We start from the raw sequence: 26,623 nt of genomic DNA on the forward strand, positions 1-26,623 counted from the left end.
GCTAGGCGTCCTTGGGGCGGTGCAACGTTCGTTGTGGTTAAAGGTACAACCGAAGTTGATTGTACTTACGGTTAATGCAAAGTAGTTTCCGACTACGGCGACCACGCGCGACGGTCAATGATGATGCAGTCCGATAGATACGAGATGTTCGCCAGTTCCGCCAAGGCCATTTCTACGGTTCGGAACCGGTACGGTCGACCCTTGTCGTCCATGACGCGGTGCTCTGTAGTGCCGTCCTGCACGGCCAAGGCAAAGCCCTTCCAGTAGTGCGCATACAGAATGACCTGTACATCACCGGTGCGCGCTGGATCATCACAGTAGTCTTGCAGCGCGGCGTAGCGTAAAGCCATCTTATGGTCCTTCTTGCGCAATCGATCAACGGCTCAGGTCGCCTTTGCCTGGATGGTTGGTCTTGTCCTGTTGCTGGGCATCCTTGATCACTTCTGTGCTGCTCTGGCTACGCTGTGGGACCTGTAGCGTCCTGTCCTGCGAGGGATCAAGGAACCGGACAATTTCCAGGGCAAGCGATTTGTCCTCCATGCCACCCGCGGCCAAGGCTTTCGCAATGTGCCCGTAGCCATTCCTGATGGCACGTGAAACGCCGGAAAGCCCGCGTTGTTCCCGCTCGGCCGCTTTGGCGCTCTTGCCCCGCTTGGCGGCATGTCGCGTTGCCTGCTTGACCGTAGCATGGGTGTTAGACCGTGCCCTACGCGGTGTGGCATTGGCCTCGATGCCTTGTTCACGCAGCGCCTCGGCGAAGCGTTCCCTCCATCGTTGCAGGTCCGCCTTTCGTGGGTTGAGCCGGCTACCGTCGAGACCGAGCGCCTTAACGCAAAGGTGGCCGTGGGGATGGGCTTCGTCGTCATGGATGGCGAAGACATACGCGTGGTTGGCGCCGAACTCCGTTTTCGCGAATGCACGGATAGCGTCATTCACTGCGCGTCGATCGGTGCCGGGTGGCATGGACAGCACGATATTGAACGTTTCACGGCGCGAGCCGTTATCAGGCAACCCGTACTGGCCGCTTTTCCATTCGTCGCGCACGTCCTGCACGGCCTCACGGCCAAGGATGACTTCACCGTCTTCATTCTCCAACGCTACCAGGCCGTTGCGCGATATGTAGTCGAGGTGCGCTTTCACCTGCGCGATGCCTTTGCCGCCGCCGGAGATCTTCACCATGACTTCGGGCGCTTTGCGAGTGGTCAGCATCAACTTGTCACGGACCCGAGCACTGCCGGTCAGCAGCAGAGGCTTGGAGGGCGGCGAAGTACGTGACCGCGTCACCGTGCGCTTAATGCCTTGGCTGGTCACGGGCTTGGTATAGATGCGTTCGCCCCAGTCCTTCAAAATTCCATCGATGACCAGACTCATTCCAGCCTCCAGCGGTCAATGTTGGCGCGCATGATGTCTGCCACCCGCGCGGTGTGGGTTTTGATATGACGGGTCAGTGTGTCGATACGCTCAGCGGTTACCACCGTCTCCAGCGCGCGTCCTGCGTTCATATGCCGGGCGATCTGGTTCAGGTTGCGACCGATGGCCAGCAGCCGTGAATTCGATTCGCCCAGCGTCCGTAGCTCTGTCATGCCGAACTGTGGTTCGCCGCTGAGATTGGCCCGTATCAGGTGGATGACCCAGCGATTGGCTGACATGCCCTGCTGCAAGGCTAGTGCTTCGATACGGGCATATTCCGTCTCGGTCAGGCGGAGTTCCAAGCGGCGACGCGAAGTATCGGGCTGCTCGTGTTTTGATGGAGTGGGCGAAGCGTCCGTTGCCGAACCGTTGAGAAGGCGGACAATGATCTGCCGCAGGCCGTCGCTGGGCGTGCTGCCTTGTCGAAGACAAAGTGCCTGCCAACGCTGCTTCAGATCACCATCCAGGCGGATGCTGAGTGTGGTCTTGCGCGTCATTTCGGCATCCTCGTATGCAGCTCCAGTTGGGCTTTGATTTCTTGAAGCCGGGCTTGGGATTCAGCTTTGCTGAGTGGTGCTGATTCCGAAGCGCGCGACATATCTTGGGTCGCTGCCAGGCGTTCTCTTCTGGTCGCTATCGGGATGCCAGCAGACGGCACGAATCCCCCTGTACGGTGGCGTTCAAGGATTCCTTTGAAATAGGCGACCTTCGTCTTTCTGATGGTTCCGGGTGTCTTGATGGCCCCGTCCAGTTCGTCAAGCAATGCTTGCGCATCAGCTGATTGGACGTCGGTAAGCAAGTTTTGGATCGACAGTTTCTCAGCGGGGACCAGCGCGGTAGGGTACTGAAGATCGTCGTCGGTTCTCGTTGTAGTAGTAGGGTTATAGATAGGGTTAGTGTTAGTAGTAGTGTTACCCGGCCCCCTGCCCATACCCTGGTGATAGGCTGTCGCTGGGGTATGCCCGTTGCTAATCGATTGATTTCTATGGATGTCTTTTGCTTCGGCTGGAATGGACGTCCGGCCGTCGTCTGGGCCCGCATAGGGTGTCGATAGCCTATATGGACCGTATCCAAGGGCTTTGGCTACCGTATTGCGCAGCGGATCCTCGATAGGCAGTCGATCGATAAAGTCATTCACGTAAGCGTCACGCCAGCCTTGGGGCAGTGCCGCTATTTGCTCGAGTGTCTTTTTCCTAAGGGTTGTTGCCACTGCCATCTTGGCGGAATTGTGGTCCCACCAATCTTTGATCCAAATGTAATTCGCCTGCGGGTCAAAATCCAAGATGCCAGCATCGATGAGACGACGCATCACTGGCATTAGTTGTGAATCGGGGTCCCAGCCCATTTCTGAGGCTGCAACGCGAATGACGATTTCATAGGCGCCGATGACATTGCTGAATGGCGATGTCAGGAAATAGAACAGCGCATAGCGGTCTTCGACCGTGCAGCCTGACAGGCGATTTGAGCGCCATATCTGGTCGTTGATGGTTCTTTGCCGACTCATGCGCGCGGCCCTCGCGTAGCGACCTCTGCGGGCGTGATTTCATCGTCTGCCGGCTGTTCCAGATTCAGGGCTTCTGTGACCTGCATCGTCCGAAAATAAACGCGGCGGCCGACCCGCAGCATGGCTGGTTTCAGCTTGCGTGAAAAGTCGGTATCGGTATAAAGCGCCATGCGGACGCCATCCGGAGATCGGCCTAGCAAGGTGGCAACGTCAACGATGCTCATCAACGGCCCAAACCGTCCCAACAAATATTCTCCAGTAGTCATTCCTATGCCTCACAAGTTCACCGTAGGTAATGCCAGTCTTTACCGTGAAGGCATGGTTGTCAAACTTAAGTCATTGATTTTAAAGACCAAAATAGGGTGTCTATGAAAACCCAGATTAGGCATCGCCAAATGCCAAGATATGGCACATTGGTTTTTTTGCGATGAAGCGATCAAGCAAAATAAATCTAGAAATCATGGGCTTAGGCGCGGTCAGAGATGTGCTCTGATTTCGGCGTCTGAAGCGTCGGTGGACAGGGAAAAATTTTGTGGAAAATTACCAACGATGTGAGCATGCTCACGCTGTTGGCTCGCATTCGAAGTGATGGCACTAGGATCAGCGGATTACGTGTCACGCGGTCGTGAAGAGCCAAGTATCATGGGACATGCATGACAAGTCGTTAGGGAGCTATATGGAACCTAGGAATGACGTCCGGTAATGTCCGAGTCCGGCGCTTTCAATTGAATGCCAGCGGCCGTGATTTTGCGGTGGGTGACATCCACGGTCATTTTGGTCGCCTTGAGGTCGCGCTGGCTGCCGTAAGGTTCTCGCCAGAAAAGGACCGATTGTTTTCCGTGGGGGACCTTGTGGACCGAGGTCCTGAGTCAGCCGATGTTCTGAAATGGTTGGAGCGCCCGTGGTTTCACGCGATCTGTGGGAATCACGACCTGATGACGTGGCGACGGGCGATGGGCAATCCGATTCCGGACGTCGATCATCGCGTGCACGGCGGCGGATGGTTGGATGCCTGGGCCGGCGATGTTCGTGAACGCATTGCGGCCTGCTTGAGTGCCTTGCCGCTGGCTATCGAGGTGGAAACGCCGAGTGGTGTAGTGGGTATGGTTCACGCCGACTTCCCCTATGACGATTGGCAGGCCATTCATGGCGCTACTTTCAGCCCGGAGGATGAGGATGCCTGCCTATGGTCCGTAGACCGCTATCGAATTCAGTATTCCCAGCCTGTCCGCAATGTACGTGCGGTGGTCCATGGACATATGACGCTGCGCAAGCCTGCACAGCTTGGCAACGTTTACTACATCGATACAGGTGGATGGCAGGATTCGGGGATGTTTACGTTGCTGGACTTGCATACGCTTAAGTCGTGGCCGCGCTGATTCCATTCTCCTACCTCTGAATATATGGCGCAGCCCTTAAAGGCCCGCCAAACGGGCAGATGAGAGAAGTGATTAGATAGGCAAAAAAGAAGAGGTTCATCGCCGATTTCCGGGGAAGGTTTCTCGCGTGACGTTTTCGAGCTTGCGCAGTAGCAGCCAGCCCAGGACCTAATGATCTTGCGCACCACTCGGTCGCCGTTTAGGCGGGCATGATTCGCTCAGGAAGACATACGGCCGAGTTCGGCCAGCAGCAGACGTTCCCAGGCGGTTCACCAAAGCTGCCCTTCGCGCAGCTCAGACTGAATTGCATCATCGACGCCTAGGGTTCTACAATCATCGAGCCCGTGAAGCAGCAATTCCAATCTGCGTGTGGAAACCAGATCACGACTGGGCAGCGACAGGAACTCGAAATGGCGCTCCCAACCGATTGAACGCGTTCATTGCGGCGATCGTGATCGTGAGGTCAACGAGATCCTTGGGCGCGAATTGTGCCGAGGCGGCGGCATACGCCTCATCAGACGCGTGCGTCTCGCTGACACGGGTCACCTCCTCAGCCCAGGCCAGCGCGGCGCGCTCCTGCTCAGAAAACAAATGGTGCACCTCGTCCCATACCGGTACCAAACTGATCTTGTCGATCGACATGGTTTTTCTTAGATCGCGACTGTGCATATCGATGCAGTGTGCGCAGCCATTGATTTGCGAAACGCGGAGGAACACGAGGTGCACGAGTTCCTCCGGAAGGTTCGTCCTCCTCGTGACATAGTGGTGGATACCGAAAAGTGCCTTTGCGCCTTCAGGTGCGATTTCTTGCCAGTTCAAACGGGTCATCACAGTCCTTTGCGGTTGTTGATGATTGTCGGATCGCGGCCGGCGCGCCCCGAAGGCCGCCTATCGACTTCGACCGCGATCCATGTCATAAGCAGACCTTAATCCACCGGGTGTTGGAGAAACAGGCCCAAAAACTGCCGAAACGACTGACCCAAGATGACTGACTTAAGTACGTTCGATGCGCTGTCGATTCAAGTGGACCGAGCCGCCGTCGCGCCAATCGGCGACCAGATCCATGCGAGCCTGCGACAGGCGATCCTCGGCGGCCGGCTTGCGCCAGGACAGCGTTTGCCTTCCGGTCGGGACCTCGCCGCGCAGCTTGGTGTCGCGCGCGGCACCATCCGCGTGGCATACGATCGGCTAATCGCCGAGAACCTGGTATTCGGTGCCGGACCCGCAGGAACGCGCGTATGCGCTCGGCCGCCTACCATCGAAGCGGTCGACGACTTGCCGATCGACGGACCTTTGGCGGCTTTCAACCGTCCATTTTCGAGCGCCCCACGGCCGTTCCAAATGGGCGTACCCGCTCATGACGCTTTTCCAGCCAAGCTGTGGGCCCGCATGCGAGCGCGTGCCCTACGCGACGACGCGAGCACTGACACGGCCTACGCTGACCCGCGAGGCGAACCCGTGCTGCGGGCCCAGATCGCGAGCCACCTTGCCATCAGCCGACAAATGCAATGTCATCCCGATCAAATCATCGTCACCGGTGGATACCGGCAGGGCCTGCTGCTTGCCCTCACGGCGCTACGCGCTCAAGGGCGCAAGGCGTGGATCGAAGACCCAGGTTATCCGCTGGGAAGGCGCGGGCTCGAGCTGATCGGCGCCACGCTCGAACCTGTGGCTGTTGACGCCGAGGGGCTGCGCGTGGACGATGGCATCGCCCGGGCCCCAGACGCCATGCTGGCACTGGTCACCCCAGGCCAACACGCACCGCTAGGCGTGACCCTATCGCGCGCACGAAGACACGCCTTGCTCGACTGGGCGGCGTCAAGTGGCGCCTGGATCATCGAAGATGACTATCTTGGGGAACTTCAGCTCGACGGTAGGGCTGCACCGGCCCTTGCCTCAGGCGCAGGCGCCGAGCGTGTGATCCACATCGGGTCGTTCAGCAAAACGCTCAGTCCGGCGCTCGGCCTTGGTTTCGTCGTCGCCCCACGTTCGCTGGCGGAACGTCTGGTCGAGGTTGCCGCCGTGTTGGCCCCGGCTCCGAACCGGATCACCCAGTTGGCTGTTATGGAGTTTCTATCCAATGGGCACTTCCTGCGGCACCTGCGGCAGATGAAGGCTCTCTATGCCGAGCGCCGCAACCTCGCGCTAACGCATGTAAACAGGCTTCTGCCGGGCACGCTGGCGGCTGGCCTGAGCGTGATCGCACCGCTGCCACAGATTGCCGACGACATCGCCGTGGTGCGTATCGCCCGCGCACATGGCCTCGCGCCCTCGGCGCTCTCGGCTTGGCATCTTAGCCGCGGGCACGCGCAACGTGGCTTGCTACTCAGCGTGACGAACCTGCACCCCGACAACATAGAAACCGCATGCGTGACGCTTGCAAGAATCGTTGCATCTAATTGAATCGTGGACCGCATATGCCCGTGGATCTTGCACGCGGCGTCGGAGCGTCCGGTTCTCGTGGAAACTGACGTCCGCGGTCGGCGGCGAAGTTCCGCCGACGGCCATCAAGCGACAGTCGTCTAGGCACGCCGCATGGCCGTAATACTGCCAGCACCCGCCATTCCTGAAAACATCGTAGGAAAATCCGCAAAGTGCTTTAATGTCCCTGCTGACAGACTGTCAGCTTTCGTCAAAGGCCACAAATGAACCGATCCTTTTGCCTGTTGATCGCAGTTGTTTGCATCATGGCCTCGCTGCCCGAAGCCGCGCGAGCGCAAGACAGTCCACTACCTTCCGCCCAGCAGGTTGCATCACAGGCCCTGCACCGTCGCGCAGTCGAAGCAGTCATCTGGGGCATGCCCATAGTCAGTGTCGACGCAATGCGTGAAGCGTTTTTCCGTGATGCCGGCGCAAAATACGGCGACATTGTTTATTGGTCGAAGGGCTCCGACTGGAAGAACCAGACGACCACGCCGAATTCGACCTCCCTCTACATTTATTTCAACTTCAACACGAAGGACGGACCGGTTGTCCTGGACTTCCCTGCGGCTGCGGGCGCGGGCCTTTTTGGCACGATGCTTGATGCTTGGGAAACGCCGCTTACGGACGTCGGACCGAAAGGAGCCGACAAGGGGAAAGGCGGTAAATATATTATTCTGCCACCGGACTACAAAGGTGCCATCCCGGCTGGACACATCGCGGTGCGGTCCTCCACCTTCAACGGCTATGCGCTGTTCCGCGCCATTCCTGCGTCATCGGCAGATAGCGATATCGCTGCCGCGATTGCGCTGGTCAAGAAGCTACGGCTCTATCCGCATGCCGCACAGTCACATCCGCCTGAGCAGCATTTCATCGATATGGCCGGCAAGCTGTTCGATGCCATTGTTCCCTTCGATGAGACCTTTTACGTTCGCCTTGCGCGGATGATCAATGAGGAACCGGTGCAGACTCGCGATCTGGTCGCAATGGGGCAGCTACTTACGCTGGGCATCGAGAAGGGCAAAGCCTACAAGCCCGATCCGGCGTCAGCTCCCGCGCTGAAGTTAGCGGCTAAGGATGCGCATGCCGGATTCATCGCGGCCTTGAACAAAGGCGAACCATGGTGGGCCGGGTCGATGTGGGTCTTGCCCGAGAATCTCGGTCCCAAGACGGCATTCTCATTCCAGACGCCCGATTATCTTGGCGTCGACGGACGCGGCATGATCTTCTTTCTTGCCTATGCGCCGCCTGCGGAACTTGGCTCGGCCACCTTCTATCTGACGGGTGTACACGATGCGCAAGGGCACTCGCTAGAAGGTAGCAAAACCTACCGGCTACGCATCGCACCTGATGTGCCGGCAAGTCAATTCTGGGCAGTGACTGTCTACGACCTTGACTCGGCAGGCTTCATCAGAGAATCACCTCGCGTCGGGCTCGATGCCTATCAGAACTTGCGCAAAAACCAAGACGGTTCGATCGATGTGTACTTCGGACCGACGCCGCCGGCGGGTGAAGAGAGCAACTGGATTTATACCGCGCCTCATCAACGCTGGTTTTCGATGTTCCGATTTTACGGTCCGATGAAACCCATCTTCGACAAGACATGGAGGCTGGGCGACATCGAGCCCGTCAATCAGTAGTAACTCGATGAACCGTAATCCGGCGTTACTTCTCGCTCACGCTCCCCCTGCTGGATCTTTGCACGAAACTGCCTGGAGAAATATGATGCGCGCTTTCCATGTCCCTGTTGTGATTGCAGCAGCGCTGGGCTCTCTTTATACGTCACAGACGGTAGCTGCCGAGACTGAAAAAACCAAAAGTACCGTACCGGTCACCGTGGATAACTTCATTCGCGCCGAGTCTGACACTTACTTTGGCGCGGTGGCAATAAAAGAAGGCGGGTTCGGAAAGTTCGAGCATCATCGCGATCTATCGCCGGTCGACGCGCAGACGATCATCCGTCAGAACCGCGATACGCTTTATTCGGCTGCGGTCTTTGACCTGGATGCCGGCCCCGTGACCATCACGCTTCCTGACGCTGGCCGCCGCTTCATGTCGATGCAGGTGGTCAGCGAAGACCAGTATTCTCTCCCGGCGATCTACACGCCGGGAAGGCATACGCTCACGAGAAAACAGGTCGGTACGCGTTATGTCCTGGTGGGAATCCGGACGCTTGTCGACCCCAACGACCCGGCAGACATGCAGAAGGTGCACGCCTTGCAAGACGCCTTGAAAGTCGAGCAAAAGTCGTCAGGCACTTTCGAGGTGCCTAGGTGGGACCCTGCCAGCCAGAAGAAGGTGCGTGACGCCCTTATCGTGCTTGGGACAACGATGACCGACACCAGCCACGCATTTGGACTCAAGGGAGAGGTCGACCCAGTGCAACGATTGATTGCCGCAGCCACGACCTGGGGCGGAAATCCACGGAAAGATGCCATCTATCTTAATTTCACCCCCCCGAACAACGACGGCGCCACCATCTACAAGCTCCGCCTCAAAGACGTGCCAGTCGATGGGTTCTGGTCCATCAGCCTGTACAACGCGGATGGCTACTTTCAGAAGAACGACTACAACGCTTATTCGCTGAATAACATCACGTCTAAAAAAGAAGTCGATGGCTCAGTTCTGGTCCAGTTCGGGGGATGCGATGGCAAGATCCCGAACTGCTTGCCGACGATGCGAGGCTGGAACTACACGCTTCGACTGTATCGCCCACGCGGCGAAATTCTCAACGGCAAATGGGTCGCCCCGCAGCCCCAGCGCGTAAATTGACGCTGGACTGGCGGCGCCCTGTCGGCCAACCGTCCACAGTAACTACAGTGGCACGATTGAATGTCCGAAGACGACGGAAGAGCGGTCGTTCCACCGAATTCGACGCGCGTCGCCATTGGGTCGGGATCGGTCTGTCGTCATAGACGGCACCCGGCCAATAGCGGTCATAATGCAAGGTCAATATTCACAGCTGGCAGCTGCTTAGTGGCGCGCCCGGCTCCCGCGAGCGATGCTAATCTGCCGGGACTCATCTGCGTATGGGAGATGGCATGGATCGAATTGCTGATCGCTATTTGAGATTTGCAAAAGTCGAGGCGGCGGGGCGCTCGCCGTTGTATGAACAATGGGCGTTGCATGTCGCGAATTCGCTTGACGCACTGGCGTTTTTACAGGGTCTACCTGTAGATAAACAGCAACCCAATCTGCTGTTTGCAGCGTTCCGGCATATCGTAGGCGTGCCCACGTCGCCTGCGGAATTCGATGCAGGCCTGGCGCAACATGACGCCGCCATTCGGGCTCTTATGCTGACTCGTTCCACGCAGACTAACGAACCGGGGCGCTGTGCAGTATTGTTGCCTGCTCTTGCTTCGGTCAGGGGCAAGATAGCGCTCATCGAAGTGGGGGCCTCTGCAGGGCTGTGCCTGCTGATGGACAAATACGGCTACGACTGGGGGGGACAACGCCTGGCTCCGTGTGGAGACGATTTGGGTTATCCGGTATTCCCCTGTACGGTCTCCGGCGCGGGCTCTCTCCCCCACACCTATCCTGAAATTGTGTGGAGGGCTGGACTAGACCTGAGCCCAATCGACGTTCACTGCGACGAGGATAGGAAGTGGCTTGAGGACTTGGTGTGGCCCGAGGATGGCGATCGACTCGCACGCCTTCAGTCTGCGCTCCGGATTTGCAGACGCGCGCCGCCTCAGATCGTCCGGGGCGATTTGCTGCGGGATCTTGCTTCCTTAATCGAACAGGCTCCGGCGGAAGCGACCGTGGTTGTGTATCACTCCGCCGTCCTGAACTACGTTATGGACCAGGCACTGCGCAATGAATTTGCACGCAACATGTTGGCCTCGCGTTGCGTCTGGATTAGCAACGAAAGTCCATTGGTATTTCCACAATTCTTGCCCGCGGCCACCCCGCAACCGTCCGGCATGTTCCTGTTATGTGCCGATGGCCATGCGTTGGCCTGGACGGATCCGCATGGTGCCGTGTTGCAATGGCTGTGATTCAGCGCTTTCGTCGCTACCCGCCGTCGGAGTCTTCGCCATCAAGAGATAGAAGAGACCGCTCTGTGTCGTTCGGCGACCCGAATCACCCCGCAGAGCGGTGTAGAGCCAAAGAAAAGGCCCTTCACTCATAGGTGAAAGGCCTTTTCGATTTGGAACTGCGTCAGGGGTGTTATCCGCGCTTGAATAGGCGCTCGTGCATCCATCCATCGTTGGTCAGGATGACAGCCGCTTTACCCTGTATATCTCCCTGGGTCTGTTCCGCAAAATTCTTGTAATTGGCACGCATGCCTTCCGATTTGGCCCAGTCATCTGCACCTTCTACCTTGTAGCGGTAGTTCACCTGCGACAGCTTTACGCCCATCATGTCGCTGGGTTCAGTGAAGTTGCTCACTTCCACAACGGTGTACTTTCCGGTGCAGAAGGCATCTTGTCCAGCCATCGTGTTGGCACCATTGGCGACGAGGAACTTCTTGCCGGTGTCGGTGACTTGGTATTCGGTGGCCGGCTCCATCTTGTTGCCGAACATGGCTTTGACTTCGGTGTCTCGCTTCGTCAGCAGCCCGGCATCGACCAGCGCGTCGGCGCGCTTCTTGCTCTGACCGCCCAGCATGTCTTGATTCGCCAGGGTGAACGGCAAGCCCTTTGCGGGAATCGCAGCGCACAGGCCCTTCTGAGTATCCAGGTATGCCTGGATGGCCTTGCTGAAGTTGCTCTTGTTGGCGTCCTTGGCGCTGCCGCACGCGGCAAGGGTAAGGGCAAGGCTGCTGATAGCGACGATCTTGATAGCGGTATGCAAAACTAGCTTCCTCCGTAGGTTAAGACAATCGGTTATTCATTATGGCAACGCGATGGAGCGATTATGCGTTGTTCTCTGTTTGGGAGTCGGCCTCACTCCGTTGTTTAGAAGTGGACGGCGCGCGACGCGCGAGGCGGTCCAGCTTCTGCACCAGGTCTTCGGCCCGCAGGTGCGTATAGCGCTTGAGCATCTGCATCGACTTGTGGCCGCTGATGGCCGACACCTCCTGATCGCTCAAGCCGGCTTCCACGAACCGGCTGACAGCCTCGTGCCGCAGGTCGTGAAAGCGGAAGTCTTCAAGGCCCGCTGCTCGCTTGGCATCGGTCCATGCTTTGTCGAACAGGTAGGGGCGTCGTATGCCATCCCGGCCGGGTTCGCCGAAGAACACCAGTTCGGTTTCGGCTGGGCGCAAGGGGTTGGCCAGTGCCTCGGTGAACACTCGCGTTGCCTCGGCAGTCAGAGGAACGGTGCGGGGAGAAGAGTTCTTGGTGTGGTCCAGCCGCACGACGCGCCGCTCGATGTCCACTTGCCGAATACGCAGCGTCGCAATCTCGGACAGCCGCATGCCGGTCTGAACGGCAATGCGGACGATCCAGCCGAACATCGGGTTGGAGTGCCTGTCCACGGCTTGCAGCAGGCGGGTCTGTTCTTCGGGAGTCAATCGCCGGTTGCGGCCCGAGCCGGGGGCAGGGCGGCGAATGTTGGACACGGGATTGAAGGGCAGGCCGATGCCCCATTCTTTGATCGCGACGGTGAACAAGTGGCCCAGCAGCGCCAGTTCCAAGCGTACCGTGTTGTTACTGCGAGGCCGTAGCTTGCCATGCTTGTCCGGGTCGCCGGCCAGTCGCATGTCACGGAACTGCGCCACGATCTCGGCGTTCAGGGCGGCCAGCGAGTACTTGCCAAGATGGCGGATGATGACCTGTGCCTTCTTGTGTTCGCCGGCTTGGGTCGATTCCCGCTTGGTGGGCGTGACTTCCTTGAGGTAGCGGGTCAACGCCGCTCCGACGGTCATGCGCTCGGCCGGTGCTCGCTGGATGTACACGCCGCGTACCATTTCGTCTTCGGTACGGCGCGCCCAGTCTTCGGCGTCCCGCTTGGTGCGGAACGTCTTGGCCGTGGCCGGCCAGCCGGTCTTGCGAATGAGGGCTTTCCAAGTGCCCGAGGAAGTCTTAACGATCGTAGCCATGAGTACTCCGTATGGGGCTAGCGCCGCATCACTGTACCGAAACTGTACCTGACCACAATTTTAGGAAAATCCCCCGGTGCGGGGCTTGTACTGCGAAATCTTCTAATGGCTTGAATCATCAGAAGATTTTTAGATGGTGCCCGGGGCCGGAATCGAACCGGCACGCCTTGCGGCGGGGGATTTTGAGTCCCCTGCGTCTACCAATTTCACCACCCGGGCAAGGGGGTCGCGAACACGTCCAGATGACGGCTGCGGGAGAACGAAGACAGCGATTATATGCGGACTTTCGTAAATTGTCAGGTGGCCCGGAATCGGGCCCGTCCGACGAGGCCGGTTCGGGCGCTGCCGGCACGCGGCAACCCCGATCGGCCCCTTCCGGGACTTACTTCTTTTCAGGCAGGAACCAGTTCATCACCAGCGCACAAATGCCCCCGGTGGCGACGCCCGATTCCAGTACGCTTTTGACCGCATGCGGCAGGTGCGACAGGATTTCCGGCACTTGCGACACGCCCAGGCCCAGGGCCAGGGACACGGCGATGATCAATAGCGCACGGCGGTCCAGGTGGATGCCGGCCAGGATGTTGATGCCGGACGCGGCGACGGCGCCGAACATGACCATGGCGGCGCCGCCCAGGACGGGTTCCGGCACGGCTTGCAGCACGCCCGCCACGCCCGGGAACAGGCCCAGCAGGATCAGCATGCCGGCGATCCACACGCCGACGTGGCGGCTGGCGATGCCGGTCAACTGGATCACGCCGTTGTTCTGCGCGAAGACCGAGCTGGGGAAGGTGTTGAAGACGCCGGCCAGGAGCGAGTTGGCGCCGTTGACCAGGACGCCGCCCTTGATGCGCTGCATCCACAGCGGGCCTTCGACGGGCTGCTTGGACACTTTGCTGGTGGCGGTGACGTCGCCGATGGCTTCCAGGGACGTGACCAGGTAGATGATCAGCATCGGCACGAACAGCGCCCACGAGAAGCCCAGGCCGAAGTGCAGCGGCACGGGGATCTGGAACAGGGCGGCTTCGCGGGCGCCGGTGAAGTCCAGGCGGCCCATGGCGGCGGCGGCGATGTAGCCGACGGCCAGCGCCAGCACCAGGGCGGTGCTGCGGATCCAGACGACCGGCACGCGGTTCAGCAGGATGATGGTGCCCAGCACCAGGCCGGACAGGGTCAGGTTTTCCGCGCTGGCGAAGGTGCCGTTGGCCATGGCGCCGAAGCCGCCGCCCATGCTGATCAGGCCGACCTTGATCAGCGTCAGGCCGATCAGCAGCACGACGATGCCGGTGACCAGCGGGGTAATCAGGCGTTTGACGAAGGGCAGGATGCGGCTGATGCCCATTTCGACGAACGAGCCGGCGATGACGACGCCGAAGATCGCGGCCATGACGGCTTCGACCGGCGTGCCTTGCTTGACCATGACCGAACCGCCTGCGATCAGCGGTCCGACGAAGTTGAAGCTGGTGCCCTGCACGATGAGCAGCCCCGCGCCCAGGGGGCCGAAGCGCTTGCACTGCACGTAGGTGGCGATGCCCGAGATGACCAGCGACATGGACACGATCAGCGTGGTGTCGCGGGAGCTGACGCCAAGCGCCTGGCAGATCAAGAGGCCGGGGGTGACGATGGGAACCAGGATGGCCAGCAGGTGCTGCAGCGCGGCGACGAAGGCGACGGGGGGCGCGGGGCGATCGTCGGGGCCGTAGACCAGGTCATGGCTGGGCGCGTCGTCGGCGGCGCGATGGGGGGCGGGTTGCGAGAGGGAGGCGGGTTGCATGGCGGGGGGCCGGCCAGGTGGGGGTAGGAGGGGGAAAGTGCGGGATTTTAGCGGGGAAGGCGCTAGCCCGCCCGGGGAAAACGCGCGCGCACGCCTGGGGCCAAGCCTGCTTGATAGAATTTGTGCCGCCAACCTCGAGCCATAGGCGCCCGCCGGGCCAAATTGCGATGCAGAAACCGTGATGCACAAGCGCACTAGATGGATCGGGATTGTCTTGGCGCTGTTCATCGCCGGTTTGCCGATGTCGCTGCTGATATTCGTGCTGGACGACGATCCCTACGCGGCCGCCGATAAAGGCGAGTCCTATCGGGCCAGTATTTATAAGCGCTATCAGGGCGTTATTTACGCCGCCGTGCCCAGCAACGGCTATTACCCGGTGGATGAGGCGGACCCGGCAAGCTTTCAGCCGTTCGACACGCCGGCCTATGACGGCCGCCAGGCGGCCAAAGACGCCCGTCACGTGTATTGCGGCAACCGGATACTGCCAGGCATGTCGCCGGCCCCCACGCAATACCTGGGCAACAGTTATTTCGGCGACGGGTCGACGACCTATTACTGCGCGTTGTTCTCGGTGGTGAACCCCGACTTAAGCCCGGTCCAAGAGGTTTGGCAGACAGTTCTCTTCGGGATGGGGCGTGGCGCCAAGCCGCAGAATTACCTGTACCCCTTCCGCGCGCTGCCCGGCAGCGCGCAGCCGTACCGGGCACTGTTGGACCGTGACCTGGCGACCGATGGCGCAAAGGTGTTCTACCGTGGCAGCGAATTGCCGCAGGCGAACCCGGATACGTTGCGGCGTCTGCCCGCGCCGCGGGACGGCAGAGAGGCGCCAAGCGATGATTTTTTTGGCGATGGGCGGCATGTCTATTTCCATGAAGCGTTGCTGCCCTTGTCGGATGATCCGGGGCTTCGCGCGTTCAAGGTGGGCGATCTGGATCGCGAGCCGTATCTCTACGATCCACGTGACGGCATGGTGTATGTGGGCACGCAGGCGTTTGACGCGGCGCATGCGCCATACCGGCTGCTTAGCAAGGACGGGCAGCATGTGAACCAGGCGCTGTTTGCGGGTAGGGACGGCATTTATTTCTATAACGGTCAAAAGCAACGGATGGAGCGGGCCGGTGACGACCCGTTCGCCTCCGGCGGCTTTACCGCGTTGTCGCCTTTTGTGTTCTGGGACGGCAAGCAAGTGCTGTTTTTGAAGGGGGCGGAATCCTGGAGTTCGTCCCGAGGCGGCGGCGGGCTGGTTTCTCGCTCGACGCTGATCAAGCGCTTGAAGGACGCGCCGGGCGGCGATTGGAAAAAACTGGGCGACGTATATCACCAGTTCGGTTCGGTCTGGCAAAACGGCGACCAGCGCTATTACCTGGATCAGACGGGCAGCAGCCAGCTGGTCTTCAGCCCTATTTATCGGATCATGGACGGCGACACGGCGGATTTCCTGCTGCGCTCGCAGCAGACCCTGGATATCCGGATGGACGATATCCGCCAGCTGATCCGGGGCGGAAAGCTGGTGGCGCCGGCCAGCGACGAGGTGCTGGAGGCGAAGGTCCGGTACCGGAGTTTTCTGTCCTGGTTCTGACCCGTCTTGAAAAGTGCCTCATAGCCCCCACATCAGTAGGGTCTCCGGGATGCCAGGCGCGGTTGCCGCCCCGGGATGCCCCGTTATTTGTCCCTAATTTTTTCGACCTTCACGTAAAACTATGAGCCAAACCGCCACGTCTTCCACGTCCGAAACCCTGGGGTTCCAGGCCGAGGTGAAGCAGCTGCTGCACCTGATGATCCATTCGCTGTACAGCAACAAGGAAATTTTCCTGCGCGAGCTGGTGTCGAACGCATCGGACGCTTGCGACAAGCTGCGCTTTGAAGCCATCGACCAGCCCGAGCTGCTGGAAGGCAATGGCGAACTGGCTATCACGGTCAGCTACGACAAGGCCGCTCGCACGATCACGATTTCCGACAACGGCATTGGCCTGTCGCGAGACGAGGCCGTGGCCAATCTGGGCACGATCGCGCGTTCCGGCACGCGGGAGTTCTTTTCCCAACTGACGGGCGACAAGCAGAAGGACGCGCAGCTGATCGGCCAGTTTGGCGTCGGCTTCTATTCTTCGTTCATCGTGGCGGACAAGGTCACGGTGGTCAGCCGCCGCGCCGGCGCCACGGACGCAATCCAGTGGGAATCGGACGGCCAGGGCGAATTCACGATTGCCGCCACCCAGAAATCCACGCGCGGCACCGACGTGACGCTGCACCTGCGCGCCGATGAAGACGAATTGCTGAACGGTTGGAAGCTGCGTGAGATCTTGCGCCGCTATTCCGACCACATCTCCTTGCCGATCCGCATGGCCAAGGAAGAGTGGGATCAAGAGAAGGGCGAACAGGTCAAGACCGACGAGCTGGAAACGGTGAACCAGGCGAACGCGCTGTGGGCCCGCAGCAAGTCGGACGTGACGGAAGAGCAGTACCGCGAGTTCTACAAGACGGTGTCGCACGACTATGACGATCCGTTGGCCTGGACGCACAACCGTGTGGAAGGCCGTAGCGAATACACGCAGCTGCTGTATGTGCCGAAGCATGCCCCGATGGACATGTGGGACCGCGACGGCCGCCATGGCGTGAAGCTGTACGTGAAGCGCGTGTTCATCATGGACGACGCCGACCAGCTGTTGCCGTCGTACCTGCGCTTTGTGCGCGGCGTGATCGATTCCGCCGACCTGCCGCTGAATGTGTCGCGTGAAATCCTGCAGGAAAGCCGTGACGTGCGCGCGATCCGCGAAGGGTCGGCCAAGCGCATCCTGTCGTTGCTGGAAGACCTGGCCGAGAACAAGGCGGAAGACTACGCCACCTTCTGGTCGGAATTCGGCCAGGTGCTGAAGGAAGGCGCGGGCGAAGATTCGGCCAACCTGGAACGTATCGCCAAGCTGATGCGTTTTGCGTCCACGCATTCGGGTGATCAAGCGCAGACGGTGTCGTTCGCCGACTACGTGTCGCGCATGAAGGAAGGCCAGGACAAGATCTACTACGTGACGGCGGATACGTTCGCCGCGGCCAGCAACAGCCCGCATCTGGAAATCTTCCGCAAGAAGGGCATCGAAGTGCTGCTGCTGTCGGACCGCGTGGACGAATGGATGCTGTCCTACCTGCGCGAATTCGATGGCAAGTCGCTGGTGTCGGTCGCCAAGGGCGGCCTGGACCTGGCCGAGCTGGCCGACGAAGAAGAAAAGAAGCACCAGGCCGAAGTGGCCGAGGACTTCAAGCCCTTGGTCGAGCGTCTGCAGAAGACGCTGGAAGATCAGGTCAAGGAAGTGCGCGTGACCTTGCGTCTGGTGGATTCACCGGCGTGCGTGGTGGTGGGCCAGAATGAACTCAGCCCGCACCTGCTGCGCATGCTGAAGGCCGCCGGCCAGGAAGCGCCGAACGTGAAGCCGGTGCTGGAAATCAACCCGGAACACCCGCTGCTGGCGCGCATTCGCGCGGCGGAAGACGGCGAGTTCGACCAATGGGCGCGTCTGCTGCTGGACCAGGCCTTGCTGGCCGAAGGCGCGCAGATCGCGGATCCGGCGGCTTTTGTGAAGCGGTTGAACGCGCTGCTGCTGAAGTAAGCGGTACGCGTGGTGAAGAAAAGGGCACCTTGGAGGGTGCCCTTTTTTTATTGCCGCGATGTCAATATCGCCGGCTGGAACAAGTCGCCGCCGGCACAGAACGCACGCTGATCGAACGCCTGGGCCGGTGGATCACATCGAACACCCGCAAACACGCTAAACGGTGGGAATAAGCACCGCGTCCAGGGCCAGCGCGCCTTGGCCCACGGGCAAGGCCAGCAATGGGTTGATCTCGGCCGAGCTGATGTCGTGGCGCCGCGAATAGGCGAAGCGCGACAGCGCGACCAGCGCGTCGGCCAGCGCATCGATATCGCAAGGGGGCGTGCCGCGCGCGCCTTGCAGCAGCGCATAGCCCTTGATTTCGCGGATCATCGATAGCGCCTGCTGGCGGCCGAAGGGCGCCAGGCGGAAGCTGACGTCTTTCAGTACTTCCACGAAGACACCGCCCAATCCGAACATGACGACGGGTCCGAACACGGGGTCGCCATGCACGCCCGCGATGCACTCCACGCCTTGTTGTGCCATGGGCGCGACCAGCACGCCGTCGATGCGCGCGTCGGGGCGATGGGTGCGGACGCTGTCCAGGATGGCGGCGTAGGCGCCGCGTACCGCGTCGTCGCCAACCAGGGCCAACTTCACGCCGCCGACATCGCTCTTGTGCAGAATGTCGGGCGACACCACTTTCATCACCACCGGGCCGCCAAGCCGGGCGGCCGCGCGCACGGCGTTGTCGGCGTCATTGGCCAGCGTGCAGTCGGGCACGGGCAGGCCGGCCTGGCGCAGCACGTCCATGGCCTGCACTTCGTTGTAGGACGCCTGTCGGGACGCGGTGGCGTCCGTAGCGGGGATGGCTTGATCCGGTTCGGCCTCTGCCTGCGCGGCCAGGTTCGCTACCGCGCCGATGGTCCGGATCGCGGCGCTGGGGTCGGTGAATACCAGCGTGCCCAGCTTTTCCAGTTCGCGGCGGCGGTCGGGTGGGAACAGCGCGCAGATGGCCAGCGGCACGTCAGGCTGCCGCGCGCGCATTTCCCGGGCGAAGGTTTCGAAGGTGGGCCACAGGGTGTCGGACGAGCCCGCCGCGGCCAGGAACACCGCCAGGGCGTCGTAGCGGCCGTCGGCCAGCATGTCTTCGGCGGTGGCCAACAGCAACCCGGGTTCGGAGACGACCTGGCCGGTGACATCGACCGGGTTGCGGCCGCTGGCGAAGGGCACCTTTTCCAGCAGTCTGGCTTGGGCATCCGCGGCGGGCTCGGGCAGCAACAGGCCGGCGTCTTCGGCATCGTCCGCCATCAACGCGCCGACCCCGCCCGAGATCGTGAAGATGCCCAGGCGCTTGCCTTGGGGCCGTTGCTTCCAGGTATCCAGCGCGTAGCCCAGGTTGAAGAATTCTTCGACGGTGCGGGCGCGTACCGCGCCGTATTGGCGGAACAGGGCGTCATAGACGGCGTCATCGCCTGCCAGGGCGGCGGTGTGCGAGGCGGCGGCCTGCGCGCCGGCCTGGGTGCGGCCGATCTTGGTGACGACGACGGGCTTGCCGGCGTCGCGTGCGGCGGACAGGGCGCGTCGCAGTTTGTCGCCGTCGCGGCAGCCTTCCATATAGGTCATGATGACTCGCGTGTCGTCATCGCGGGCCAGCCATTCGATGCAGTCCGCCACGTCGATATCAGCCTCGTTGCCGGTGCTGATCCAGTGCGACAGGCCCAGGCTGCGGTCGCGCGCCATGCAGTACGCATAGGCGCCGAACGCGCCGCTTTGCGACACCATGCCGATGCCGCCCGGGGCCACCGTGCCGTTGGCGGGGGCAGGCGAGAACGTGGCGTAGATGTTGCGCCGGATGTTCATGAATCCCAGGCAGTTGGGCCCCAGCAGCCGGATGCCGCGTTCGCGGGCGATGGCGCACAGCTGTTCCTGCATGGCGGCGCCCGAGGCGCCGATTTCCGAGAAGCCCGACGTGAACACCACCGCGCCGCCGACCTGGCCCGGACGCGCCTGTTCCAGCGCCTGCGCGGCGTGTGCGGCCGGTACGGCCAGGATGACCAGATCGGCCTCGGTGTCTAGCGCCGCCAGGTCAGGCGCGGCGGGCAGGCCCTGGATGGATTCCGCGCGGGGGTTGATGGGCAGGATGCGGCCGTCGTAGCCATGCTGGCGCAGCAGGGTGACCGGCATGGCGCCGATCTTGCCGGGCGTGGCGGACGCGCCCACGATGGCGATGCTGCCGGGGTTGAACAGGCGGGTCAACAAGGAATCGGAGGGCTGAGTCATGGTCTGTGCGAAGAGGGGTCGGAAAACGCGATCGGAAGGCGCGTGGGAAAAGCGCTTAGGAAAAGCGCACGACGCTGCGGCCGATGCTGCCGCGTTCAAGCAGGGCGGCCAAGGCCTGCGGCAAGTCGCGGGGTTCGATCACGCGCGAGGCCAGCGCCAGGCGCGTCGGGCGATAGTCGGCGGCCAGCTTTTGCCATAGTGCGCGGCGTAGTGGCATCGGACTGTTCGCGTTGATGCCCAACAGCTTGACGCCGCGCAGGATGAACGGGATGACCGAGGCGGGCAGGTCCGCGCCGCCCGCGTTGCCGAAGGCGGCGACGACGCCGTCGGGCCGCACGCAGGCCAGGGCGTGGGCCAGCAGCTTGCCGCCGACGGAATCGATGACGCCGGCCCAGCGCGCGCTCATCAGCGGTTTGAGCGCGCCTGACAGGTCGGGGGGCGCGATGACGTCCGCGGCGCCCAGCGACCGCAAGTAATCAGCGGCTTCCGGCTTGCCGGACATGGCACAGACCGTGTAGCCGCGCTGGCTGAGGATGTCGATGGCAATGCCCGCCACGCCGCCGGTGGCGCCGGTCACCAGCACCTCGCCGTGTTCGGGCGTCAACCCGCAGTGCTCCATCCAGTGCAGCGACAAGGCGGCGGTGTAGCCGGCCGCGCCCAGCACGGCGGCGTCGCGCAAGCTGATGCCGTTCGGCAAGGGCAATACCCATTCGTGCGGCACGCGTGCATATTCCGCGTAGCCGCCGTCGCAATCCACGCCGATGCCGAAGCCGTGCACCACCACTTCCTGGCCGGGCGCAAGCGCCGGGTCGGCGGAATGGACCACGGTGCCGGAGAGGTCGATGCCGCCGATACGCGGATAGTCGCGGATGACGTTGCCGCGTCCGGCCTGTGCCAGCGCGTCCTTGTAGTTCAGGCCGGCGTAGGCGACTTTGATCAACGTGTCGCCAGCGGACAGCGCATCGGCCGTCAGCGTGTCGAAACGGCCTTGCGGGGCGGCGCCGGCCTGGCCGGCATGCAGGCGGTAAGCCTGGAATTCAAGGGAAGCCATCAGGGTCTCCAAAAGGCGGTCAGGCCCGCGCCAGCAGGCGGCGCGCCAGCGTGGCGCGGTGTAGCTCGTTGGCGCCGTCGTAGATGCGGAAAGGGCGCATTTCCTGCCAGACCATGGCGACGGGGGTGTCGTCCGACAAACCCGTGGCGCCCATCATTTGCACGGCGCGGTCGGCCACGCGGTTCACTGCTTCGGACACGAACACCTTGGTCATGGCGCTGTGCTGTTTCACGGACAGGCCTTGATCCATGCGTTGCGCGCAGTCCAGCGTCATCAACCGGCTGGCGTGCAGGTCGATGTGCGAGTCGGCGACCATGGCCTGGATCTGCTGCAGATCGGCCAGCCGCGAGCCGAACGATTCGCGTTGTGTGACATAGGCCTCTGCGGTCTCCAGTGCGCGGCGGGCGCGGCCGATGTAGCGCATGCAGTGGGACAGGCGTGCGGGCTCCAGACGCAACTGGGCATATTCCAAGCCCCGGCCAGGTTCGCCCAGAACCGCGTCGTCGCCCACGTCGCAGCCGTCCAGTTCGATCTCGGCGTGGCCGCCGATTTGATAGCCCGTGACCATGCCGATATCGCGCACGACCCGATAGCCGGGTGTGTCGGCAGGGACGACGAACAGCGTGGCCCCGGCATCCGTCTGCGCCAGCACCAGCGCGAAGTCCGCGCCCACGCCGCCGCTGATGAACTGCTTGTGGCCGTTCAGCACCCATCGCTGGCCGCGCCGTTCGGCGCGGGTGCGCAGCATGGACGGGTCGGAGCCGGCGCCTGGGGCGGGCTCGGTCATGGCGAAGCAGGCGCGTTGTTCGGCACGGATCAGGGGCCGCAGATAACGCGCTTGTTGGGCCGGCGTGCCGAGGCGCAGCAACGTCAGCATGTTGGGCTGGTCGGGCGCCGCGCAGTTCAGGGCGGCGGGGCCGAGGAACCCGCGTCCGGCCTCTTCAAGCACGTGGGCCAGGGCGTGCCACCCCAGGCCCAGCCCGCCCCATTCCAAGGGCAGTTGCGGGGCATACAGGCCGGCCTGGCGGGCTTGGTCGCGCAGGCTTGCCACGACGCGGTCCAAGGCAGCTACATCGCGGGCAATGGCGGGGGACTCCGCGGGGATGGCGATGTCGTCTACGAACTGGCGAACGCGAATGCACAGGTCTTGCAGCGCGGCGTGGCCGCCAGGTTGCTGATTGGGATGCATGGTGTTCTCCGTCCAGCGCTATTGGATCTTGGTGCCGGTGGACTGCACCAGCTTGCCCCACCACACGGTTTCGTCGGCGATTTGCTTGGCGAATTCCGCCGGGGAACTTCCCAATGGCTCGGCGCCCAGTTCCTGGAAGCGCTTGCGCAACTGCGGGTCCTGCAAGGCCTTGACCACGGCGGCGTGCAGGCGGTCGACGACGGCCGGTGGCGTGCCCGCCGGGGCCATCAGGCCTTTCCAGGCCATCACCACGAACTCGGCTTGGCCCGCTTCGTCAAAGGTCGGGAGGTCGGGCGCCGCGGAGGCGCGCTGGTCGCTGGGCACGGCCAGCGCGCGGATGGTGCCCGCCTTCACCTGCGGCAGCAGCGCCGGCATGTTGTCGATCATGAAGTCGATGTGACCCGCCACCAGATCGGTGATGGCGGGACCGGTGCCTTTGTAGGGCACATGCACCGCTTGCAGGCCGGCCTTCTGCTTAAGCAGTTCGCCAGCCAGTTGCGCGGGCGATCCGTTGCCCGGTGATCCGAAAGAAAGCTTGCCGGGATTGGCGCGGGCGTATTGCAGGAATTCCTGCAAGGTCTTGGCGGGCAGGGACTTCGTGACCACCATCAGGTTGTGCTCTTTTTCGATGCAGGTGATGGCGGCGAGGTCCTTGGCCGGGTTGAACGGCATGTTGGCGTACAGGCTGGGGTTGATGACCGTGGGGCCGGCCGCAGCCAGCAGCAGCGTGTAGCCATCGGGGGCGGACCGGGCGACATAGTCGCCGCCGATGTTGCCGCCGGCGCCGGGCTTGTTCTCGACGATGACGGGCTGGCCCAGGATCGGGTGCAGCGCTTCGGCCAGCAGACGCCCAAGGATGTCGGTGGAACCGCCGGGGGCGAACGGGATGATCAGCCGGACGGGTTTTTCCGGGTAGGCGGCAGCGGCGTGGGGCGCGACGGCGGCGAACGCCAACGCGGCCGCCGTGGCGGCGATCCATCTGGGCAAGTGCTTATGCAGCATGTCAGTCTCTCCTTTGGTTCAAGGCCCGCTTTGTTGAACGGGCCAGCTGGGCCGCCGGCTTCTAATGGCTGCGGTCCCGAGGTTCGCCCAGGCCTAGCGGCCGGGCGCGTAGCCCGCCTGGGTCAGCGTGTGGCGGGCGATGGTCAGTTGGTGGATCTGGCTGGTGCCTTCGTACAGCCGGAACAGCCGCACGTCACGGTAGAAGCGTTCAATGCCCTGGTCGGCGATGTAGCCGTAGCCGCCATGCATCTGCACGCAACGGTCCGACACGCGGCCGCACATTTCCGACGCGAAGTACTTGCAGATCGAGGCGTTCAGCGTCACGTCCTGGCCGGCGTCGCGTTCGCGCGCTGTTTGCAACACCAGCGCCAGCGCGGCCTGGATGTCCGTCTGGCAGTCCGCCAGCATCGCCTGGATCAATTGAAAGTCCATCAGCGGCTTGCCGAACTGCTGGCGCTGGGCGACGAACCGCATGGTGTCGTCCAGCATGCGGATGGCGGGCCCGATGCACAACGCGGCCAGATGGATGCGTTGCTTGTTCAGGACCTTCATGGCCGTCTTGAAGCCCATGCCTTCGTGGCCGCCGATGATGTTGGCGGCGGGCACGCGGCAGTCGTCGAAATGCACGGACGAGACGGGCGATCCGGCCTGGCCCATTTTTTCGTAGGGCTGGCCCGTGGACAGTCCGGGCGTGCCGCGCTCCACGATGAAGGCCGAGATGCCGCGGGCGCCCGGCGCGTCCGGATCGGTGCGCGCCATGACGGTGAACAGGCCGGCCAGCGGCGCGTTGGTGATGAAGCACTTCTCGCCATTCAGCACAAAGCTGTCGCCGTCGCGCACGGCAGTCGTGCGCAGCGCGGTGGCGTCGGACCCGGCCTGCGGCTCGGTCAGCGCAAAGCAGCCCGTGAGCTCGCCGGACGCCATGCGAGGCAGGTAGTGCGCCTTCTGCTGCTCGGTGCCGTCGGCCACCAGGGCTTCAGAGCCAATACCGGTATTGGTGCCGACCCGGGCGCGGAACGCCACGGAGCATTGGGACAGTTCAATCGCGGCGCGGATCAGTTCTTCGGTGGTCATGCCCGCGCCGCCGTAGGTTTCGGGGATCGAGTAGCCGAACATGCCCTGGGCGGCCATGGCGCGCACCAGATCGTCCGGCACTTCGTCTGACCGCGCCACGTCGGCCTCGCGCGGCGTCAGCTGTTCGCGGACAAAGCGGCGCAGCGCATCGAGAAAGGCGGAAAAGCCGTCGGGGTCCCTGATCATGAAGTGTCTCCGTTTTTCTTAGTGCCAGGCCTGGCGGGCGGGGTGAGGAAAGCCCGGGTGGCAGGGAATCCAGGCTAGCAAAGCGCCGTCAAATGCGAGACAAGTGTTTTGCTATCTTGAACGCATGACGAGCCGGAATAGGGTGGTGTTGCTCTATCATCGACGGCAAGGGCCCGCGCATTCGCCGCAGCGCCAACTACCGGATAGCGACCATGACCACGCCCTTGGGCGGCCGCCACCCCGATCCTGCTTTCGCCACCACGCTGGCGCACGGCCTGTCGCTGCTGCAGACATTCCGGCATGGCGAACCGGCGCTAAGCAACCGCGAACTGGCGGATCGCACGGGGCTGTCGAAAGCGACGATTTCGCGGCTGACCTATACGCTGGTGCAGCGAGGACTGTTGCGGTACGACAGCAGCCTGCGCCGCTACCGGCTGGGCACGGCCCTGCTGTCGCTCAGCTACCCCCTGTTGGCCAGCATCAAGCTGCGGCAGCTGGCGCGCCCGCTGATGACGCGCCTGGCGAATGCGGCCGGCGGATCGGCGTCGCTGGGCATGCACCATGGCATGCACATGGTCTACCTGGAGACCTGCCGCGGCCACGACGCCGTGGCGTTCCGGCCCGATATCGGGGCGATGCTGCCCATGTTGCAGTCGGCCATGGGCCGCGCCTGGCTGGCGCAGGCCGATCCCGCCGAAGCCGGCGCGCTGCTGGATGCGCTGCGCGCCCAGGATCCCGCTGCGTGGCAGCGCAATCAGGCCGGGTGGGAGCAGGCGCGCCGGGATTACGCGCAGCACGGTTATTGCCTGGCCGAAGGCGATTGGCACACCGATGTGCACGCCGTGGCGGTGCCGATGCGCCGGCGCGTGGACGGGCAGGTCTTCGTGTTCAATTGCGGCGTGCCGATACGGCGGTTGCGCGGGCGCGACCTGCGCCAGCGCATCGCGCCGCGTTTGCTTAGCCTGGTGGCGCGGGTGGAAAAAATGCTGGAGCGTCGGGATGGCGCCTGACCGGGACCGCGATTTCGCCACCACCCTGGCCCATGGCATCGACATCCTGGCGTGTTTCCGGGCGGATCGGCCCGAGCTGGCCAACAAGGATTTCGCGCAACAGACCGGCCTGTCCAAGAGCGCGGTGGCGCGATTGACGCACACGCTGGTCGAACTGGGCTTCCTGCAGCGGTCTGGGCCGCCTGCCCGGTATCGGCTGGGCGCGTCGGTGCTGGCGCTGAGCTACCCGTTGTTGGCCAGCATGCAGATCCGCCAACTGGCGCGGCCGCTGATGAAGCAGTTGGCCGACCACGCCCGAGGCGCGGTGTCGCTGGTGGTGCGCGACCGGCTGCAAATGGTGTTCGTGGAAACCGCCCGGTCCAACGACGCTTTGCAAACCCGTCCGGACATTGGCGGGTCGTTGCCGCTGCTGGCCAGCGCGGCTGGCAAGGCCTGGCTATGCCGGGCGTCGGACAGTGAGCGGGCGGCCGTGCTTAACCAGCTGCGCGTGGCCGATGCCCGCTACTACGCGGAACATTTCCCCAGTCTGGAGACCGCCGGCCGCGATCTGGAACGCAAAGGCTATTGCGGCAACAACATGCAGTGGCGCCCGGACGCCTTCGGCTTTGCGGCGCCGCTGTGCCGTCCCTATCAGTCGCTGCTGTACGTGTTCAATTGCGGCGTGCCGTCCGGAGACGGCCCCTACCGGGAGCGCGCGGCCGATATCGGCCCCCGCCTGGTAGCCCTGGCGCGCGAGACGGAACAGTTGCTGGGGCTGGCTTAGCCGGATTCGTGACCCC

At 62.4% G+C, this 26,623-nt stretch carries 23 protein-coding genes and 1 tRNA gene; 9 read left to right on the forward strand and 15 right to left on the reverse strand.

Translation table 11 applies throughout. From position 1 onward, the window contains the following. Positions 1-92: 92 nt before the first annotated feature. From ACI0FO_RS14545 to ACI0FO_RS14565, 5 genes are read right to left on the reverse strand one after another with little or no spacing between them, the layout of a single operon-like run. Positions 93-350 (reverse strand): hypothetical protein, encoded by a 258-nt coding sequence (locus ACI0FO_RS14545; protein ID WP_416027664.1) that lies wholly within the window; start codon positions 348-350, stop codon positions 93-95. 25 nt (positions 351-375) lie between these two features. After that, entirely contained in the window at positions 376-1,371 is a 996-nt protein-coding gene (locus ACI0FO_RS14550) for a relaxase/mobilization nuclease domain-containing protein (protein WP_416027665.1), read from the reverse strand. Then, positions 1,368-1,907: a plasmid mobilization relaxosome protein MobC gene (locus tag ACI0FO_RS14555; protein ID WP_033457332.1), complete on the reverse strand. Its 540-nt coding sequence runs from the start codon at positions 1,905-1,907 to the stop codon at positions 1,368-1,370. The genes ACI0FO_RS14550 and ACI0FO_RS14555 overlap by 4 nt, the downstream gene beginning before the upstream one ends. Continuing rightward, entirely contained in the window at positions 1,904-2,914 is a 1,011-nt protein-coding gene (locus tag ACI0FO_RS14560; RefSeq protein WP_416027666.1) for a hypothetical protein, read from the reverse strand. Before ACI0FO_RS14560 ends, ACI0FO_RS14555 begins: the two co-directional genes overlap by 4 nt. Further along, positions 2,911-3,138: a hypothetical protein gene (locus ACI0FO_RS14565; RefSeq protein WP_006385718.1), complete on the reverse strand. Its 228-nt coding sequence runs from the start codon at positions 3,136-3,138 to the stop codon at positions 2,911-2,913. Before ACI0FO_RS14565 ends, ACI0FO_RS14560 begins: the two co-directional genes overlap by 4 nt. 465 nt (positions 3,139-3,603) lie before the next feature. On the opposite strand from ACI0FO_RS14565, the gene ACI0FO_RS14570 reads away from it, so the two are divergent. Further along, positions 3,604-4,293 carry a metallophosphoesterase gene (locus ACI0FO_RS14570; protein WP_045952965.1) on the forward strand — a complete coding sequence of 230 codons (690 nt, stop codon included), beginning with the start codon at positions 3,604-3,606 and terminating at the stop codon, positions 4,291-4,293. A gap of 381 nt (positions 4,294-4,674) precedes the next feature. Here the strand turns inward: ACI0FO_RS14570 and ACI0FO_RS14575 are convergent, their stop codons facing one another. Next, on the reverse strand, positions 4,675-5,121 hold the full coding sequence (locus tag ACI0FO_RS14575) for a carboxymuconolactone decarboxylase family protein (RefSeq protein ID WP_029580638.1): 447 nt from the start codon (positions 5,119-5,121) through the stop codon (positions 4,675-4,677). Between the two features lie 156 nt (positions 5,122-5,277). Here ACI0FO_RS14575 and ACI0FO_RS14580 point away from each other — a divergent pair, with 156 nt between their 5' ends. The 4 genes from ACI0FO_RS14580 to ACI0FO_RS14595 all read left to right on the forward strand — a co-directional run bounded on the left by ACI0FO_RS14580 (position 5,278) and on the right by ACI0FO_RS14595 (position 10,712). Then, positions 5,278-6,696, forward strand: coding sequence for a PLP-dependent aminotransferase family protein (locus tag ACI0FO_RS14580; RefSeq protein ID WP_020926178.1), 1,419 nt, complete (start codon positions 5,278-5,280; stop codon positions 6,694-6,696). A gap of 242 nt (positions 6,697-6,938) precedes the next feature. Continuing rightward, entirely contained in the window at positions 6,939-8,354 is a 1,416-nt protein-coding gene (locus ACI0FO_RS14585; RefSeq protein WP_416027667.1) for a DUF1214 domain-containing protein, read from the forward strand. A gap of 82 nt (positions 8,355-8,436) precedes the next feature. Next, positions 8,437-9,486: a DUF1254 domain-containing protein gene (locus ACI0FO_RS14590; protein ID WP_416027668.1), complete on the forward strand. Its 1,050-nt coding sequence runs from the start codon at positions 8,437-8,439 to the stop codon at positions 9,484-9,486. Between the two features lie 269 nt (positions 9,487-9,755). Beyond that, positions 9,756-10,712, forward strand: coding sequence for a DUF2332 domain-containing protein (locus ACI0FO_RS14595; RefSeq protein ID WP_416027669.1), 957 nt, complete (start codon positions 9,756-9,758; stop codon positions 10,710-10,712). A gap of 172 nt (positions 10,713-10,884) precedes the next feature. Here the strand turns inward: ACI0FO_RS14595 and ACI0FO_RS14600 are convergent, their stop codons facing one another. From ACI0FO_RS14600 to ACI0FO_RS14615, 4 genes are all read right to left on the reverse strand, one after another. Next, positions 10,885-11,511 (reverse strand): hypothetical protein, encoded by a 627-nt coding sequence (locus tag ACI0FO_RS14600; protein ID WP_020926180.1) that lies wholly within the window; start codon positions 11,509-11,511, stop codon positions 10,885-10,887. A gap of 61 nt (positions 11,512-11,572) precedes the next feature. Further along, positions 11,573-12,700, reverse strand: coding sequence for a site-specific integrase (locus ACI0FO_RS14605; protein ID WP_253103146.1), 1,128 nt, complete (start codon positions 12,698-12,700; stop codon positions 11,573-11,575). 134 nt (positions 12,701-12,834) lie between these two features. Then, a tRNA-Leu gene (locus tag ACI0FO_RS14610) sits at positions 12,835-12,919 on the reverse strand. Positions 12,920-13,082: 163 nt separating this feature from the next. After that, positions 13,083-14,471, reverse strand: a complete 1,389-nt coding sequence (locus tag ACI0FO_RS14615) for a uracil-xanthine permease family protein (protein ID WP_310032121.1) — start codon at positions 14,469-14,471, stop codon at positions 13,083-13,085. Positions 14,472-14,652: 181 nt separating this feature from the next. On the opposite strand from ACI0FO_RS14615, the gene ACI0FO_RS14620 reads away from it, so the two are divergent. Beyond that, the gene (locus tag ACI0FO_RS14620) at positions 14,653-16,050 is read left to right on the forward strand and encodes a DKNYY domain-containing protein (protein ID WP_416027670.1); all 1,398 of its coding nucleotides are present in this window, start codon (positions 14,653-14,655) and stop codon (positions 16,048-16,050) included. 121 nt (positions 16,051-16,171) lie between these two features. Further along, positions 16,172-18,070, forward strand: a complete 1,899-nt coding sequence (gene htpG, locus ACI0FO_RS14625) for a molecular chaperone HtpG (RefSeq protein WP_416027672.1) — start codon at positions 16,172-16,174, stop codon at positions 18,068-18,070. Between the two features lie 156 nt (positions 18,071-18,226). On the opposite strand, the gene ACI0FO_RS14630 is transcribed toward htpG, so the two are convergent. The 5 genes from ACI0FO_RS14630 to ACI0FO_RS14650 all read right to left on the reverse strand — a co-directional run bounded on the left by ACI0FO_RS14630 (position 18,227) and on the right by ACI0FO_RS14650 (position 24,834). Beyond that, positions 18,227-20,332 carry an acetate--CoA ligase family protein gene (locus ACI0FO_RS14630; RefSeq protein WP_416027674.1) on the reverse strand — a complete coding sequence of 702 codons (2,106 nt, stop codon included), beginning with the start codon at positions 20,330-20,332 and terminating at the stop codon, positions 18,227-18,229. Positions 20,333-20,387: 55 nt separating this feature from the next. Continuing rightward, complete coding sequence (locus ACI0FO_RS14635) at positions 20,388-21,383, reverse strand: acryloyl-CoA reductase (protein WP_416027675.1); 996 nt, start codon at positions 21,381-21,383, stop codon at positions 20,388-20,390. A gap of 19 nt (positions 21,384-21,402) precedes the next feature. Next, positions 21,403-22,572 (reverse strand): acyl-CoA dehydrogenase family protein, encoded by a 1,170-nt coding sequence (locus ACI0FO_RS14640; RefSeq protein WP_416027677.1) that lies wholly within the window; start codon positions 22,570-22,572, stop codon positions 21,403-21,405. Between the two features lie 18 nt (positions 22,573-22,590). Beyond that, positions 22,591-23,574 (reverse strand): Bug family tripartite tricarboxylate transporter substrate binding protein, encoded by a 984-nt coding sequence (locus ACI0FO_RS14645; protein WP_416027679.1) that lies wholly within the window; start codon positions 23,572-23,574, stop codon positions 22,591-22,593. A gap of 93 nt (positions 23,575-23,667) precedes the next feature. Then, positions 23,668-24,834, reverse strand: coding sequence for an acyl-CoA dehydrogenase family protein (locus ACI0FO_RS14650; protein WP_416027681.1), 1,167 nt, complete (start codon positions 24,832-24,834; stop codon positions 23,668-23,670). A 212-nt stretch (positions 24,835-25,046) separates the two neighbouring features. On the opposite strand from ACI0FO_RS14650, the gene ACI0FO_RS14655 reads away from it, so the two are divergent. Further along, the gene (locus tag ACI0FO_RS14655) at positions 25,047-25,844 is read left to right on the forward strand and encodes an IclR family transcriptional regulator (RefSeq protein ID WP_416027683.1); all 798 of its coding nucleotides are present in this window, start codon (positions 25,047-25,049) and stop codon (positions 25,842-25,844) included. Further along, positions 25,834-26,607 (forward strand): IclR family transcriptional regulator, encoded by a 774-nt coding sequence (locus tag ACI0FO_RS14660; protein WP_416027685.1) that lies wholly within the window; start codon positions 25,834-25,836, stop codon positions 26,605-26,607. The genes ACI0FO_RS14655 and ACI0FO_RS14660 overlap by 11 nt, the downstream gene beginning before the upstream one ends. Positions 26,608-26,623 lie beyond the last annotated feature (16 nt).

The organism is Achromobacter marplatensis, assembly GCF_049060505.1.
GTDB classification, from domain to species: domain Bacteria; phylum Pseudomonadota; class Gammaproteobacteria; order Burkholderiales; family Burkholderiaceae_B; genus Achromobacter; species Achromobacter marplatensis_A.